This is a genomic window from Virgibacillus sp. SK37 (assembly GCF_000725285.1).
Lineage (GTDB): Bacteria > Bacillota > Bacilli > Bacillales > Amphibacillaceae > Virgibacillus_Q.
In genome coordinates this window covers 3648044-3661600 of record NZ_CP007161.1, presented here as the reverse complement: position 1 = coordinate 3661600, position 13557 = coordinate 3648044, and the positions used below count along the sequence as shown (strand labels likewise).

At 33.4% G+C, this 13557-nt stretch carries 24 protein-coding genes; all 24 read left to right on the top strand.

Annotated features, from left to right (window positions below; genetic code table 11):
• The first annotated feature begins 42 nt into the window (after positions 1-42).
• The 24 genes from X953_RS18065 (at position 43) to X953_RS17950 (ending at position 13507) form a co-directional block, all read left to right on the top strand.
• Positions 43-459 (top strand): hypothetical protein, encoded by a 417-nt coding sequence (locus X953_RS18065; RefSeq protein ID WP_040956784.1) that lies wholly within the window; start codon positions 43-45, stop codon positions 457-459.
• Positions 460-566: 107 nt separating this feature from the next.
• Positions 567-1892 (top strand): hypothetical protein, encoded by a 1326-nt coding sequence (locus X953_RS18060; protein WP_040956783.1) that lies wholly within the window; start codon positions 567-569, stop codon positions 1890-1892.
• Positions 1893-1912: 20 nt separating this feature from the next.
• The gene (locus tag X953_RS18055) at positions 1913-2659 is read left to right on the top strand and encodes a hypothetical protein (RefSeq protein ID WP_040956782.1); all 747 of its coding nucleotides are present in this window, start codon (positions 1913-1915) and stop codon (positions 2657-2659) included.
• A 114-nt stretch (positions 2660-2773) separates the two neighbouring features.
• Positions 2774-3124, top strand: coding sequence for a hypothetical protein (locus tag X953_RS18050; RefSeq protein ID WP_040956781.1), 351 nt, complete (start codon positions 2774-2776; stop codon positions 3122-3124).
• Positions 3125-3245: 121 nt separating this feature from the next.
• Complete coding sequence (locus tag X953_RS18045) at positions 3246-3506, top strand: hypothetical protein (protein WP_040956780.1); 261 nt, start codon at positions 3246-3248, stop codon at positions 3504-3506.
• A 192-nt stretch (positions 3507-3698) separates the two neighbouring features.
• The gene (locus tag X953_RS18040) at positions 3699-4214 is read left to right on the top strand and encodes a DUF3780 domain-containing protein (protein WP_052350200.1); all 516 of its coding nucleotides are present in this window, start codon (positions 3699-3701) and stop codon (positions 4212-4214) included.
• Positions 4195-4410 (top strand): hypothetical protein, encoded by a 216-nt coding sequence (locus tag X953_RS18035; RefSeq protein WP_040956779.1) that lies wholly within the window; start codon positions 4195-4197, stop codon positions 4408-4410. Before X953_RS18040 ends, X953_RS18035 begins: the two co-directional genes overlap by 20 nt.
• Positions 4410-4607, top strand: coding sequence for a hypothetical protein (locus X953_RS18030; RefSeq protein ID WP_040956778.1), 198 nt, complete (start codon positions 4410-4412; stop codon positions 4605-4607). Before X953_RS18035 ends, X953_RS18030 begins: the two co-directional genes overlap by 1 nt.
• Positions 4608-4686: 79 nt before the next feature.
• A complete protein-coding gene (locus X953_RS18025) occupies positions 4687-5619 on the top strand; it encodes a hypothetical protein (RefSeq protein WP_040956777.1) in 933 nt (310 codons plus the stop codon).
• The gene (locus X953_RS18020) at positions 5616-6167 is read left to right on the top strand and encodes a DUF1064 domain-containing protein (protein WP_040956776.1); all 552 of its coding nucleotides are present in this window, start codon (positions 5616-5618) and stop codon (positions 6165-6167) included. The genes X953_RS18025 and X953_RS18020 overlap by 4 nt, the downstream gene beginning before the upstream one ends.
• The gene (locus X953_RS18015) at positions 6164-6361 is read left to right on the top strand and encodes a hypothetical protein (protein ID WP_040956775.1); all 198 of its coding nucleotides are present in this window, start codon (positions 6164-6166) and stop codon (positions 6359-6361) included. The genes X953_RS18020 and X953_RS18015 overlap by 4 nt, the downstream gene beginning before the upstream one ends.
• A 17-nt stretch (positions 6362-6378) precedes the next feature.
• Positions 6379-6648, top strand: a complete 270-nt coding sequence (locus X953_RS18010; protein ID WP_040956774.1) for a hypothetical protein — start codon at positions 6379-6381, stop codon at positions 6646-6648.
• A 16-nt stretch (positions 6649-6664) separates the two neighbouring features.
• Entirely contained in the window at positions 6665-6856 is a 192-nt protein-coding gene (locus tag X953_RS18005; RefSeq protein WP_040956773.1) for a hypothetical protein, read from the top strand.
• A gap of 258 nt (positions 6857-7114) precedes the next feature.
• Entirely contained in the window at positions 7115-7618 is a 504-nt protein-coding gene (locus X953_RS18000) for a hypothetical protein (RefSeq protein ID WP_040956772.1), read from the top strand.
• 187 nt (positions 7619-7805) lie between these two features.
• Positions 7806-8132, top strand: a complete 327-nt coding sequence (locus tag X953_RS17995; protein WP_040956771.1) for a hypothetical protein — start codon at positions 7806-7808, stop codon at positions 8130-8132.
• A 29-nt stretch (positions 8133-8161) separates the two neighbouring features.
• Entirely contained in the window at positions 8162-8698 is a 537-nt protein-coding gene (locus tag X953_RS17990) for a ClpP family protease (RefSeq protein WP_040956770.1), read from the top strand.
• 16 nt (positions 8699-8714) lie between these two features.
• Complete coding sequence (locus X953_RS17985; RefSeq protein WP_040956769.1) at positions 8715-9218, top strand: hypothetical protein; 504 nt, start codon at positions 8715-8717, stop codon at positions 9216-9218.
• Between the two features lie 31 nt (positions 9219-9249).
• Positions 9250-9561, top strand: a complete 312-nt coding sequence (locus X953_RS17980) for a hypothetical protein (protein ID WP_040956768.1) — start codon at positions 9250-9252, stop codon at positions 9559-9561.
• Positions 9555-9827 carry a hypothetical protein gene (locus X953_RS17975; RefSeq protein WP_040956767.1) on the top strand — a complete coding sequence of 91 codons (273 nt, stop codon included), beginning with the start codon at positions 9555-9557 and terminating at the stop codon, positions 9825-9827. Before X953_RS17980 ends, X953_RS17975 begins: the two co-directional genes overlap by 7 nt.
• A gap of 504 nt (positions 9828-10331) precedes the next feature.
• The gene (locus tag X953_RS17970; RefSeq protein WP_040956766.1) at positions 10332-10841 is read left to right on the top strand and encodes a hypothetical protein; all 510 of its coding nucleotides are present in this window, start codon (positions 10332-10334) and stop codon (positions 10839-10841) included.
• Positions 10828-12348 (top strand): hypothetical protein, encoded by a 1521-nt coding sequence (locus tag X953_RS17965; RefSeq protein ID WP_040956765.1) that lies wholly within the window; start codon positions 10828-10830, stop codon positions 12346-12348. Before X953_RS17970 ends, X953_RS17965 begins: the two co-directional genes overlap by 14 nt.
• A gap of 75 nt (positions 12349-12423) precedes the next feature.
• Complete coding sequence (locus tag X953_RS17960; RefSeq protein WP_040956764.1) at positions 12424-12684, top strand: hypothetical protein; 261 nt, start codon at positions 12424-12426, stop codon at positions 12682-12684.
• A 16-nt stretch (positions 12685-12700) separates the two neighbouring features.
• Complete coding sequence (locus X953_RS20340) at positions 12701-13165, top strand: hypothetical protein (protein WP_232217750.1); 465 nt, start codon at positions 12701-12703, stop codon at positions 13163-13165.
• Positions 13166-13168: 3 nt separating this feature from the next.
• Positions 13169-13507: a DUF3307 domain-containing protein gene (locus tag X953_RS17950; protein WP_040956763.1), complete on the top strand. Its 339-nt coding sequence runs from the start codon at positions 13169-13171 to the stop codon at positions 13505-13507.
• Positions 13508-13557: the final 50 nt, after the last annotated feature.

Here is a 13557-nt window from a genome sequence, read left to right as displayed (position 1 = left end):
CTAAAGACAGCACGTGCAAAAGCACGAAGGAGGTGTTGCAAAATGTTAGGATATAATCATGATCATAAAACATTTTTCTGTCAGATAGACGGTCTTTACTACCGTATAGAGACTATCGGATTTGACAAAGAAAAATATAACTTTTCATTCAAAGTAACTTATTCAAATTTAGCGAACTTCTGGGATAGAGCAGAAATGACACTAAGTGATATAGATGAACTATTCTCATTCGCTTACCATCATTTCAATAAAAAGCATTATAGAGAACTATTCGAAACAAAAAGAGAGCAAATAACTTACGAACAATGCTTTAACGGATTACTTGCTCATGCTTATTGGATGGCTTCAAATGTCTATGATTATCGCAGAAGTTTAGGACATGAAAATAGTAAAATTATAGAGGATTATAGAAACGGTTGTAAAAGGTTAGTAGACTACTTCAATAATCCAAATAGATAGTAAAAATGCCATTAACAAGGAATTAACAATACAAATTATTACATACTTACACAACACTATCCACACTCCAAACCTTGATTTTTAAACGGGAAAGGAGAGTGATTGATATGGCAAATAAATTTATAGTTTACTTAGAACAGAAAGGTTTAGCAGGTATGGAAGATATCTTCGACAGTGGTTGGGGATATTGTCTGCCAAGCGCACCTTACAGGTTATATGAAGTACTTAAACGAACTCAAGGTAATCAAAATACAGAAAGTTGGAATGGATATAAAAGAATTAGAATGCAGTCTAGGCTAGATAACCCATCAATTTCTACAAGTATTCAATTTCTTACATTATTAAACTTTATTACATACAAGACTGGTAGAGTAGCACAAATTAGCAATCGTTATTCCGTTACAGATTTTGTAAACATATTAGCATTACAAGAAGTACCTGCACTAGAACATTTACTAAAGGTAGTTAAACGAGTAAGACAAGCAAGTTCTAAGGAAAAGCAAGTCTCTAAATTTAGTAAACCAGTTGAAAAAATGGAGAATATTATTGAAAGGTTCTCCAATGGTTCCATTGAAAAAATACCAACTGAATTAAGGGAAAAAGAATTAATGGATGGTACTACAAGAGTGGTTCGTGGTATCGGTGGGGACGCTAATTACTTCGAAAGATATGAGGATACTCTCAAAGAAATCATGAATTTCCTAGAAGCACTATATTCAGTTTTACGAAATGGCAACAATGTACCTGTTGCGGAATGCAAAAACAATTGCAAAAAAGATAAATGCAAATGCGTTGAGGAAATCACTAGTGAAGATAGCCTGTTACACTTTCTTATGAATAATAAGAGTTGCGAGTCGCAACAAGGTAGTAGCGAGTCGCAACAGGACACTAGCGAGTCGCAACAAGGTAGTAGCGAGTCGCAAGACGATAATAAAATATATAATAACATGAATAATAAAAATCAAAATTTAGATGATGATAATTTTAAAAAACCTTCTCCTGAAACAGGCAAAACCATTTCAGAGAATACCAAGAAGTTGCTTTTTACATTGAAAATTGAGTTAACCTTTTTCTTTGGGAAAGAGGAAATGCAAGACCTTAACAGGCTTGTTGATAAACAGGCTGCTAATCTTTCAATTTGTGAAATTGAAGATTGTATTAATATTGTCAAGTTATTTAAAAAAGAAGGCTATCCAATTAGCAAACCTACTGCTTACTTTGAGAATGTTTTCAAAAATCCAAAGTTTAAACAGGCTGAAAATACCGTAAAGGATTGGAAGTTGAAAAGCAAACAGGCGGCCAAGGAAGCGCAACGTGACGTTATGCGCGAGGCAGGTAAGGCAATTAGTCGTGAGGATTCAGCCCGTATTTTTGCCAACTTATCTAAAATAGACCATAAATATGAAGTATCAGACGATAATTTAACATATTAGCGAAAAGGAGGAGATTAAAGATGGAAAAGGTTAAAGATAACTATAAAAAATATAAATATATTATTAATTTTGTAAATAAGGCGAGTAAGAAGCAGGTACAAGTCAAATATGGTAATAAATATCCAGATTTGAAGTTAGCAGGTGATACAGAACTACTTACTGTTCTCAGAAATGGATATCCAGTATTTACTGAGACGGAAGTGGGGTATAATTTACATCTTATCTTTCCAAAAAGGAAAGGCAATTTATTCATTAAGATTTTAGAAGAAAATAAGAGCAAACTTATTGCATATTTAAATCAATCAACGAAATACCAACAAAAGTTCACTGTAACATATTCAACATTTATTCCGGGATTTGAAAGAAATTTATATAAAGATTACAGTAACAGTCTTTCTTATATAGATAAAGCAACCTTAGAATTAGATAAAATAAGACGAAGGGAAAAAGATAAAGTTAAAAAACAACAAAGTAAAGAAGAGTTGATACAACAGGAGTATCTGTTAATTAAGAAAAAAAATGAACTTAAAAAGCAAGGTGCTAAGTTAGACGACATACCTAGTGAAAGCGATAAAAAGCAAATTATTGATCCTTTTGGTGGAGGTTTTCTAGGTGTCGCACCTGAGAAGGAAACTCAAAAACCTTCTCCTGAACCAGTTGAGGAGGTAGAATTGCCTTTAGAAGAAAAGGAAATTGACCCATATGCATACACTGCAGATCCTCTTAATTATACAGTTGATATACCAGATGACCACTTGCCATTTTAAAGAGTAGATTAACTTCTACTCTTTTTTTATTTTTTAAAAAAATACAGGTAAGAACATATATTCGCAGAACAGTACTAGTGTAACAATATTATCACTAGATAGGGGAGATTACTCATGAGAGCAAAGGATTTTGGAGTGAAAGGCATGGACCAACAGTTTGTTGAATTTTACAGTAAGGATCATAACTTTATCCTAACCCGCTTCGAGCGAATAAGATTAAAGGAAGGTGAAGAACCTAGTTATCTATATTTTATATATATCTTTACTAAGAAGAGAGTTATGAAGGATACGGAAGACCATTACCAAGTCCGTTATAATCTTATATGTTTCAATAAGGTCTATCATTCCTATGAAGACTTTGCTAACAACATAGATATGATAATGGGGGAGTATTTAGTGGATAAAAAGGAATTACAGAAATGTCTGAATTTATCTAGGAAATTAGATCCAAATTACTACGGCTGAAGAGTTAATCTTCGGCTTTTCTTTTGCCAAAATTTACTTTTTAAAATAGCGTTTGAGAATACTAGATTGTGCGCTAGTATTGTAGTTGTAAGTAAAATAAATTATCAAGGAGGTCATACATATGACTAATATAGATGTTGAGGGTTACTACTCTCATATTAATATGTTTCAAGATACAAGATTCTATTTAACCTTTACGGAATTGTATAAACAAATTAAGAAAGGAATTGCTGACCCTGAGAAGGTTGAGAACTTTATATTTGAAGTATACAACAACGAAAAGTTGTATCTACTGGTGGAGCAGGACGATTTAATGTGGAAGAGATTTCAAGTATTTGAGAAGTACATGAATAAGTACGGAGTGTATTACGGAGTAGAGTAACCATTCTCTACTCTTTTTTATTGCAAAAAAATAATTTAAAATTTCTTCATTTTTTATTAAGAAAAAAGGGGGAGAATGCATTTTGATAACTAATAGTACAAGTATAAAGCAAATCACTTTCCTACTCCTTTAGACAATAAAGTTTTACCAATGACAGCACCTGTAAGTATACAGGAGAAGGAGGAGGTTTATATGAAAAATACATTTGGTTTTGTAGAATTTCAAACTGAGCATTATTTCAAAGTAGTGGTAGATAGGGTAGTTACATTTCATGAATGTTACATACAGCACAATTTTATAGAAGATACAGAGGAACTAATTGAAGAGGAAAAGGCAGTCCTTACTATCAAACAATGGGAGTTAATCAAACCAGTGGTTCAGTATATATTTAACAGTCAATTGAAAGAGGAAGGTAAAAGGACTTCTAGATTTGTTAAGGGTGACAATTACCTCTCCAAGTTATACGGGAAGCAGTTGCTTGTTCTAGTTTGGGCGATTGAACTTACAGATAAACAACTGGACATTAAAAATGCAGTTTTAAATTGGAAAGGGTTCTCACGTGAAGAACAATGGTGGTTGTTCACAATGATAAATGCCGCTTCTGGTAAATCTAAAGACCGCTTCGGTTGGAGAGCAGGAATTAAAGAAGTACTACTTTACAATCCAACTAACAAGGGAGGTGCTAACAATGGAAAACTTAAAAAATAACGGTTTCAACCCAATTGTAAAAGAAATTATTTTTGACGAATTGATCAGAGAGGGATATAGCCAAGTCGAAGTATTACAGGCTTATGCTATCTTCACTTCTAATAGAAATAACTTCAATGATACATATGTTTATGGAACTCAAAAAGAGGTCTTAAAGACACATTTATCAAAAGTATTAGAAGGAGGAATTCTGTAATGTTTCTTCTAGAAAAGCATGTAACTGATAAGCAACTTAGTCCTTCATTTTATATAAAAACAACTAGAATAGCAGTTCTAAATATTTATGTAATTAGAGTTTATAAGGACGGCAATATATTCCACGAAATAAGAGGGAAATCAATTAAGAAGGTCTACGAACGATTAGAGAATGACTTGGGGATCACCCAATACTGAGTATCAAACTTATAGATAGAAGATTTACTCACCAATGACAGTACCTGTTGATACACAGGGAAAGGTCAGGTGATGCTTTATGGCACAACTAGGAAATATACAAAGAAGAAGTAAAGAAACAAAAACTGAAAGAGATTGGAGATTGTTTGGAGAAGAACTTCAAAGAGAATTGGGAAGTGGCTTTCACTTTGATAATGGGACTTCACAAAAGGGGGACGAATTAGATCAACATATATTCGCCCGTAATGCTAAATTCGATTTTGTATTCTACTTTGGAGGTTGGGATACTCAAACTTACAAGAATATTCCTGCATATCATAAGGGGAATTTCACTGGTAAACAAAAGGATTGGATGTGGGATTTCAACTACCAAATGAATATAGAAGTTAAGCGTGTAGGACTTGGAACTCTACCGTCTGTAATGCCTTACCGTTTTATGAAGGCTTTTGGTGTTCCTTTTAGTGACCGTAGTAAATGGTTGATAGTAGATTTCAGCAATGTATTAAAAATAAGAAACTTTGGTGGTTTTATATATATACTAGAACAAGGTGAAGGAGAACCAGTCCACCATATATTTGGCTCTCATGTTGTTGAAGATGCTTGTATAGGTGAATATAAAATGGATTGGGAAGGAGACCCAACAGAGGCTGGTGGTGGAGGCTATAAGGCTAAAACATTGCTAGATAAGACTTGCTCTCTAAAATTCAATTCCTTTCAGGAAGTTAAGCAGTACATAAGAAGAGTTTCAGAAGTTAAATTAGAAAAAGAAAAGAACCACAATCGCTTCTTGTTCAGGAAGAACATTGAGAAGGGGAAAACGGACATAATAGAGTACTCCGATAATAAAGTGGGGGAAGTTGACCCTGTTCTTTATGATAACGGAGACTTGAGACCTGCTTCTAAGTCTCATATTGAATGTAAGCAGATTATTGATAAGTATGAACCTAATTGCTATGACTATAAAGGACATATTGCATATGAGTGTGAAACTTGTATGGGTGACTGCTTATGAGTAAGAAGAAAGGTAACAAATCAATTATTGACGGTATAGAGTTTGCTTCTGATATTGAGACTGCCTTCTATCTTCATTTGAAGAAGAAAAAGGAAGAAGGTTTGGTTAAGGATATTCGAACACATGTTACATATATACTAATTCCTTCTTATACGGACTTTGAAGGTAATGAGGTTCAGGCTATGACATACACTTCAGACTTCAATGTGATAATGTCTGACGGCTCAGAAATTGTTATAGATACGAAGGAATATCCCGGTGAAGAAGATTACATAAAAAGAAAGTTGTTTATGTCTTTAAATCCAGATACACCGTTCTATTGGGTAGAAAGAACTCCAAAGTATCTAGGTTTCTATTTTGTAAGAGATGGCTTTATAAGTAAATTAAGAAGACGCTATGAAAAACTACACGGTTCTTCTCCAAGTACTAAAAGGAACATTAAATGGACTTCAAGACAAATTGAAGAACATTTCGAGTTTGAGGATAACGGTCTCTTCCTTACTTGGAAAAAGACTAAGAGAATGAAGAAAGGAGTGAAGAAAAAATGAATTTAATTGATTATGAAGTTGTAGAAGTTTTGAATGTTAAACCTTGCACTGAGGAATGGGTTAAGGAGTTTGAAGAGGAAATTTTAGAAATAGAATTAATCGCAAATGCTGTTGGTAGAAATGAGTACCGTAAAATAATTAAGTCTAAAGAAGATTGGAAGAAAATCGAAAAACAAGGATTTTTCCTTAGTTAGAAAGGAGTGAAGAAGAAATGAAACTTTATATTCATATTTGGTATCCATATGAGCAAGTTGATATAGAAGATTGGGCATTAGTCCTTGATAAGGTAAAACTTATCCCTAATTGTACTATTTCAGAGAATGGAGAGGACATATTCTTTACCTTCCCTGATAAAACAGAAGAGTTTCTTACATTAATTGATACACTTAAAGATATGCTAGACGAAGTTCTAGATAGTGAATATTATTTAGATATTAGGTCTTTAGAAGATTGGGTTTCAATTGATATAGAGTTTATTTAAAAAGGAGGGGAAAGAAATGAAGGCTGAGACTTTTACGAAAAAGCATTTTGATATGGTTAAAGCAGAATCGAGATTAATGAACTTCACCATTGAACTAATTGAAGAGTATAATCTGAGCGATTATGACATTGTTAAATTACTTCATAAGGTTCAGTATTCATATATAGTGGATTTAGAAAATGAGGTTGATAAGAGTGGAAATAATTAAGTTTATATTTGTTTACCTCTTATTATGTGTATGGAGCATTCAATTGTCATGGATTACTCCTCACACTGAAAGTTGGCTTGATATTTTTATAATGTATCCATTTATAGGTTTTATGATTTCTTATTTCTTAGGACAGGACTAATCCCCTGTTCTTTTTATATACCATAATCCGCTTCAGGTCCTGTTTTTCGAACGAATGTGCGGTATAATTATAGTAAGTTGTAAAATTGGCAATAATAGAATAAAGGAGATGATTATATGAATTATATCAAACAAATAAATAGAAGGCCTAAGTATCTTATTCTGCTAGTAGGTATGTATAGTGTTATGATTTCATTCTTTGTTATAGGGTTGTTTCCATTTCTGTATATTGTATCTGATATGACAATCAATCAATACTGCCTGTTTATTTCAGGGATCCTACTATCCTCAGGTGTACTGTTTCACTTGTTGCTTACCTTTGTCTACAAGACTAATTCCAAGAAGTATATAGACTTTAAAAAGGAACGGAGACTTGACACAGTATCTATCCTTGTATTTAACATTGTTGTTAGTCCTCTCGTCGGGTTTATTATATATAAGGCATTTAGTAGTGTAGACTATGGGGCTTATGCATGGATTATATTCTCATACGGTTCTCTTGGTTGGTTAATGACCGTTCAAATGATAAGGAAGCCGCTAAAAGAAAAGGAACAAATAAAGAAAAGAATTAATAAAACTTGGAAAGATAAAGAAGGAAATCTGCACCTTTTGTTTAAATAATAAGTATGTAAACTTAGATTATATTTTAACATTTTGTAACACCATTATTATATTACGGTACAAATTAGAGCATGTCATCACAACCTTTTCCCGTTTGGTTGTAGTGATGTGCTCTATTTGTGTTTATAGCCATTTATCAAGGTGTTTATACATAGATTGTTAGATTGTGAAAAGGAGGCGATTTAGAATGGAAGATAAAGGTACACTTGAAGGATTTGCTAATTTCTTTGCGAAGATTAATTCTTCAGACTTAGACCAAGAAGAACAAATAGATATTATATATTACAGAGTGAGTATTTTCTTAGATATGAATGGAAGATTTGATATTGAGTTATTTGTAGACGGAGATGGTATGGAGTATATATATGACTGTTTAACAACGGATTATATAAAGAAGTTAGATGTTGATTGTATAGCAAGAGGTGTAAATCATTTAATACCAGATAAAACAAAAATAATTTTAGTTTCTTCAAAAGAACTATCTGAAGAGGAATTTAAAAATCTGAAGAATTAGGAGGGTTAAAGAAAGGGAGGTTGATATTTGTGGAAAGTAAAGATAGAAAATTAATATTATCAGAAGATGTGAACGGTTCATCAGTAAGAGGTCTTATTCAAAAGATACTGGAGATTAATCTTTATGATCAAGAAAAAGAGGAAAAGGAAGTTGGATATAAAAGAGAACCAATAGAGTTAATAGTTAATTCATTTGGTGGAAGTGTTTATGACGGTTTTGCTTTAGTCTCTGTAATGGAAACAAGTAAAACACCAATACATACAATTTGCTTAGGTTCTGCTATGAGTATGGGCTTTATTATCTACCTTGCAGGACATAAAAGATTTGCACATAGATTTTCTACTTTTATGTATCACGAAATTATTTCTGGAGGCTTTCAGAAGACTGAGGAACATAGAAGGAATGTAAAAGAGTGTGAAAGATTACAAAAGCAATATGACGATTATGTATTAGAAAAGACTACTCTCTATCAAGAGAAGTTAGACAATGTGAAGTCAACAGTTACTGACTGGTATATTCCAGCAGAAGAGGCTGTTAAATACGGAATAGTTCAAGAATTAGTTTAAGGAGGGAGGGATAGATATGAGTGATAATTTTGTTCGTGTAGTTTTTGGGGACGGAGAAGAAGTTAGTGTTACATTCGAACCACCAGAAAGTATAAGACATAGATTAGATGTATTCTATAATGATAATGCGATTAGGTGGGTGAGTTCCGAAGAGATTGAAAATATAAGGAATGATGCACCTTTACCAATACCAAATGGATCTTCTACTATACCACCGGGTGATTGGATTAATGGTGGTTACTATACTTCTATTCACGGTAGTTTTAAGCCATATGTAGAAGAAGTGAAATTGGCAGATAACAAGTATAGAATGACTAGATACTTAAAAGAGTATTATAATCATCTAGTCAAATTGAATAAAGAAGGTATCAACTTTGATTATGAGGAGATTGAGTTGGTTTTCTGCTTTATGCAAGATTATGTTTATTACGGTGAAGAACTTACAGAAAATCAAATAAAGAGAATAAATAGTAAGTATAACAATTGGAAAGATATTAGACATTTAGAAAATCTGGTTTAAGGAGGGTTTAAGGAAAGGGAGGTAGATATATATGATTACAAATGAACAAATCGGGGAGTTGATAATTGGTAGTAGAGATTTAATTAGAACTGGAATTTTAAGTTGCAATATTTATAAAATGCAAGATTATGAGGACTTTGAAGCATTAGTGTTTCTTAGACTAACTGAAAAGATAAAGGAAAATGAAAATACATATTACAAGTTGCTTGAGAATAAAAGAGGTTACTTTGTTAGAACTGTCCAGAATATCATAAAGAATGAATTTAGATTCCAATCAAGGAAGAAAAGAAATAGGAAAAATGAGGTATTAATGGACGAAGAAAAGATGTGGTCTGTATGCTAGATAGAGAATTGAAGACAGAACATATCAGAGCCGCTTTGAAGTACTTATATGATTATACAGATATAGAGATTGTTCCATTAATGGTTTGTTTAAAATACGAATTGGAAAATATCCCTGCTTTTGAAAGGTCTGTTGTTTTACAAAGATATAACTTAGATTTAGAAGTAAATGAGATTGCAAATAACATGGGAATTTCAGAGGCAAAGGTTGATAATATATGTTCTTACTATGTGAGAAGAATTGTAAAAAATATTGAAAAAGATTAATTTAAAAATCATGGAAATGAGCGTAGAAGGTGTTATATAGAGTGTATCACCTCCTATCAAGGAAGAGGCAGGCTAACAATAATGTTCCTGTCTTTTTCTTTTTTTTTATATGTCTGTTAGGGCATTCAAGATATTACGTATAGGCTTGGTAAGGTTCGATTCCTTACAACAGACACCAACATACTATGAGGCAGGGCAAAAGCCGCTGTCTTCCCCCCTCTGTGCCGAGTAGAGTTTACTGCATGCAAACCGTGCGAAAGATGAGGAAGGTTAATCCTGTTGGGGAACAGGTCAGAGTGATTACTCGGCTAACTTTGTTTATAGACCACGCGTGTTAGAGGCTGTTATATGCCTCTATTTTTGTTTTTAAGTCTTGCCTATATAAACACCTTAGGAAGTATTTAAAGACGAAAATAAGGGCTATATACCACCGATTTTTAGGTTATTTTTTGCCTATAAACATAGAAAACCCATAAAACGCTCATAAAGAAAGGAGGGGTTGAAGTGGCTAAGAAAGTAAATTTTAACGATATAGAAGAAGTAAAGAAGTTGCCTAAGAAAAGCCCTAAAAGAAGGGTAGCAGCAATGGCAGTGTATATGGCTAATCCTCATCTTTCTGTTGAAAAGGTAGCACAACTGCTGGAATGGCCTTACGGTACATTGAATGATTGGGCTGCACAAGACGGCTGGAAGAAAGAAAGGGACGAATTGTTTGAAGATATAAAGAAGAATGTAAGAGAAGAAATAAAGAATGAGTTTTCATATCAACTATATAAGGTTGCTTCAACTCTCCTTGAGAGGATACTGGAGTCAGTCCTTAGTCCTAATATGCAAATCAATGATATTAGAGAGTTAAAAGTTGCTATGGATACATTGAAGGAAAATATAAAAATAATGAGTACAACTCAATTAATAGATGAACCGACAACTAAGCATGAGCATTCTCTAGAGGTAGTTGACAAAGCCGACGTTCTCCGTGTCCTTATGGAGGAAGAGAACAATGAGGAAGAATAAAGAAGATATTGTTTTACTAACTCCTGAGAATGTAAGGGAAATAAAGAAATGTAGAGACGATATTGTTTACTTTGCTAATACTTATATCTGGTTTAATGATAAAGAGCGAGGGATTGTTCAATTTAAGGCTTATCCATTTCAGAAGGATTTACTTGTGGATATTGGTAATCACCAAAAGAATATTATCTTGAAATCCCGTCAAATGGGTTTATCGTGGGTAGCATTAATATGGGCACTGCATAGGTGTCTATTTTTCTTTGACCAAAAAGGGCTTATCTTATCAATGGATAAAACAGCAGCAGACGAAGCATTAAATCGAATTAAAGTAATGTATGATTACTTACCTGCATTCTTGAGAGGAACTGAAGGGGATAATAACAAATCAATTATTGAGTTTGCAGATATGAACTCTATGATTAAATCTGTTGGTATGACGGAATCTGCTGGTCGTTCAGATACTCCTACATTTACTATTTGGGACGAAATGGCTTTCCCACGTAAAGGTGTAGACCCTTATAAAGTTTGGGATAGTTTAAAACCTGCACTTGGCCATACAGGTAAATTTATTGGTATCAGTACTCCAAACGGATTCGGTAATCTATTTCACCGCTTCTGGACACAAGGGGAGGAAAAAGGATTCCGTAAGACACAGATTCACTGGACTTCTAGACCGGATCGTGTTGGTGATACCGAACTGTTTAATGAATTAGAAGAAAGAAGAAAAAGAGGATTACAACCCACTACTGAACAGGTTGAGAAGGTTAAACAAGTTAGCCGTTGGTATGAATTGGAATGTGCTGATATGGACGAAGAAAAGTTCTCACAAGAATACGAAATGAACTTCTTAAACTCTGGCCGTCCTGCATTCTCCATTGCTAAGGTATTAAAACAGTTTGATAATGTGTTAGATACATTTACCAAGTTAAATGACCATATAGAGCAATACAAGAAGCCTGAAGCAGGTGTTGAATATATAGCAGCCTTTGATACTTCAGAAGGAACAGGAGGCGATAATAATGCCTTTGGTATCTTCACAAGGGAAGGTGAGCAGGTATTGGAATATGCATGTAATAATATTCCTCTCCGTAATTTTACAGACGAAGTGGTGGGCTTATGCCGTTTGTATAACGACGCTTTACTTGTGGTTGAAAGGAACAATACTGGTATAGGAGCAATCGAACGAATACAAGAAACACATAATTATTTTAATCTTTATTATTCTCCACGTGACGGTAAAGCAGGTTGGCATACTGGACCAGTTACCCGTCCTATTATGATTGATGATTTAAGAGCATTGATAAATAAAGAAGAATTGATTTTACGAAGCACATCCTTGATTGAAGAATTGAGGGTGTTTTCTTATGACGAAAAAGATGTTCCTAAAGCACCAACTGGATACAAGGATGACCGTGTAATGATGTTGGCTATCTTTGGTCAAGCAATTAAGGGTGGAGTTCAGCCTGTTGAAATACGGGTAAGCCCACCTAGAAAAAGAAGAAGGAGGTAGATATATATGGTTTATATTTTAGGATTTCTTGTTGGATTTTTGCTTATTGAGGTTATTAGAAGGAGGTAGATATATATGAGGCAATCCGATATTAGTTATTACTATAATCTTGATAGAAAGTTTTGTTTTTCAGTTGAAGAATGCACTGCATTTGTTGTGGAGGACGAACTGTTGGGTTTTAAGATTGTTATTTTTCAGGAGGATATAAATCCAATTTATAGTTTTGTATCTACATTAGAAGAAGCATATGAGTTATTGAAACAATATCTAGAAGAGTGTATAGGTATTGATATTGACACTATTAAGAACTTTAAAAGCACATTTTTTGATATTTAAAAGGAGGTAGATAAGTATGAGTAAATACACAAGGTTGGAACTAGCACAGCAAGTGGATTATCTTACAGACGTTTTTATACAACAATTCTGCGTTAGAGACGAAGGGAAAGAAACTATTAAAATGAGGGACGAAATTATAAAACTAATTTATCCTGAATGGTTTAATTTAGATAATGGTGAAATCTCAGACGGCTATCATACCTTTAACGAATTGTACCATCACCGTATGATTCTGTTTTCCGTTATTTGTAATCAAAATGAAGATAAGGCTTGGAAGTCCAAACTCCATGCAGACGGAACAATGTATGAAGATTATTTTATTGTTGGTATTACAACAGAGGAAGGTAATTACACATATCATTATCACTTAGATAACTGGAATTATTTCAAAGTAAAAGAACTGGAATATGCACCAGAGTGGGACGGGCATAAACCAGAGGATATAACCAGATTGTTAAGTTTAGGAGAGGGAGGTAGATAAGAAATGAACTTATTAATTTTAATATTTGCACACCTACTTGCTGACTATCCACTACAAGGGGATTTCTTAGCACAACAAAAAGGTAAGAATATGATTGCATTAATAACACATGCAGGTATATGGACAGGGGTTATAGCAACCGCTGCCTTTTTAATTGGGATTGATATTAATTTATTTGATATATTATTCCTTTTCATTGTTCATGCAGTAGCAGATTATATGAAAGCAAAGCCTGTTGGTTTTTACAAAAAGTTAAATCCATTAGGTGCAGGATTAATTATTGATCAATCAATTCACTTAATACAGATATTAGTCTTATTGATTTATAAAGGATTTATTTAACCTATACGAACACCTATTGAACTTTATAACTACGATTACAGACCCCATTT

Bases quoted from the DNA above. Each gene is read 5' to 3' on its own strand.
- X953_RS17960 (WP_040956764.1), top strand. From the start codon at position 12,424: ATGAGGCAATCCGATATTAGTTATTACTATAATCTTGATAGAAAGTTT.
- X953_RS18030 (WP_040956778.1), top strand. From the start codon at position 4,410: ATGTTTCTTCTAGAAAAGCATGTAACTGATAAGCAACTTAGTCCTTCA.
- X953_RS18065 (WP_040956784.1), top strand. From the start codon at position 43: ATGTTAGGATATAATCATGATCATAAAACATTTTTCTGTCAGATAGAC.
- X953_RS17995 (WP_040956771.1), top strand. From the start codon at position 7,806: ATGGAAGATAAAGGTACACTTGAAGGATTTGCTAATTTCTTTGCGAAG.
- X953_RS17950 (WP_040956763.1), top strand. From the start codon at position 13,169: ATGAACTTATTAATTTTAATATTTGCACACCTACTTGCTGACTATCCA.
- X953_RS18025 (WP_040956777.1), top strand. From the start codon at position 4,687: ATGGCACAACTAGGAAATATACAAAGAAGAAGTAAAGAAACAAAAACT.
- X953_RS18035 (WP_040956779.1), top strand. From the start codon at position 4,195: ATGGAAAACTTAAAAAATAACGGTTTCAACCCAATTGTAAAAGAAATT.
- X953_RS18015 (WP_040956775.1), top strand. From the start codon at position 6,164: ATGAATTTAATTGATTATGAAGTTGTAGAAGTTTTGAATGTTAAACCT.
- X953_RS17980 (WP_040956768.1), top strand. From the start codon at position 9,250: ATGATTACAAATGAACAAATCGGGGAGTTGATAATTGGTAGTAGAGAT.
- X953_RS18045 (WP_040956780.1), top strand. From the start codon at position 3,246: ATGACTAATATAGATGTTGAGGGTTACTACTCTCATATTAATATGTTT.
- X953_RS18000 (WP_040956772.1), top strand. From the start codon at position 7,115: ATGAATTATATCAAACAAATAAATAGAAGGCCTAAGTATCTTATTCTG.
- X953_RS18060 (WP_040956783.1), top strand. From the start codon at position 567: ATGGCAAATAAATTTATAGTTTACTTAGAACAGAAAGGTTTAGCAGGT.
- X953_RS17985 (WP_040956769.1), top strand. From the start codon at position 8,715: ATGAGTGATAATTTTGTTCGTGTAGTTTTTGGGGACGGAGAAGAAGTT.
- X953_RS18040 (WP_052350200.1), top strand. From the start codon at position 3,699: ATGAAAAATACATTTGGTTTTGTAGAATTTCAAACTGAGCATTATTTC.
- X953_RS18020 (WP_040956776.1), top strand. From the start codon at position 5,616: ATGAGTAAGAAGAAAGGTAACAAATCAATTATTGACGGTATAGAGTTT.
- X953_RS18005 (WP_040956773.1), top strand. From the start codon at position 6,665: ATGAAGGCTGAGACTTTTACGAAAAAGCATTTTGATATGGTTAAAGCA.
- X953_RS17965 (WP_040956765.1), top strand. From the start codon at position 10,828: ATGAGGAAGAATAAAGAAGATATTGTTTTACTAACTCCTGAGAATGTA.
- X953_RS20340 (WP_232217750.1), top strand. From the start codon at position 12,701: ATGAGTAAATACACAAGGTTGGAACTAGCACAGCAAGTGGATTATCTT.
- X953_RS17975 (WP_040956767.1), top strand. From the start codon at position 9,555: ATGCTAGATAGAGAATTGAAGACAGAACATATCAGAGCCGCTTTGAAG.
- X953_RS18050 (WP_040956781.1), top strand. From the start codon at position 2,774: ATGAGAGCAAAGGATTTTGGAGTGAAAGGCATGGACCAACAGTTTGTT.
- X953_RS18010 (WP_040956774.1), top strand. From the start codon at position 6,379: ATGAAACTTTATATTCATATTTGGTATCCATATGAGCAAGTTGATATA.
- X953_RS18055 (WP_040956782.1), top strand. From the start codon at position 1,913: ATGGAAAAGGTTAAAGATAACTATAAAAAATATAAATATATTATTAAT.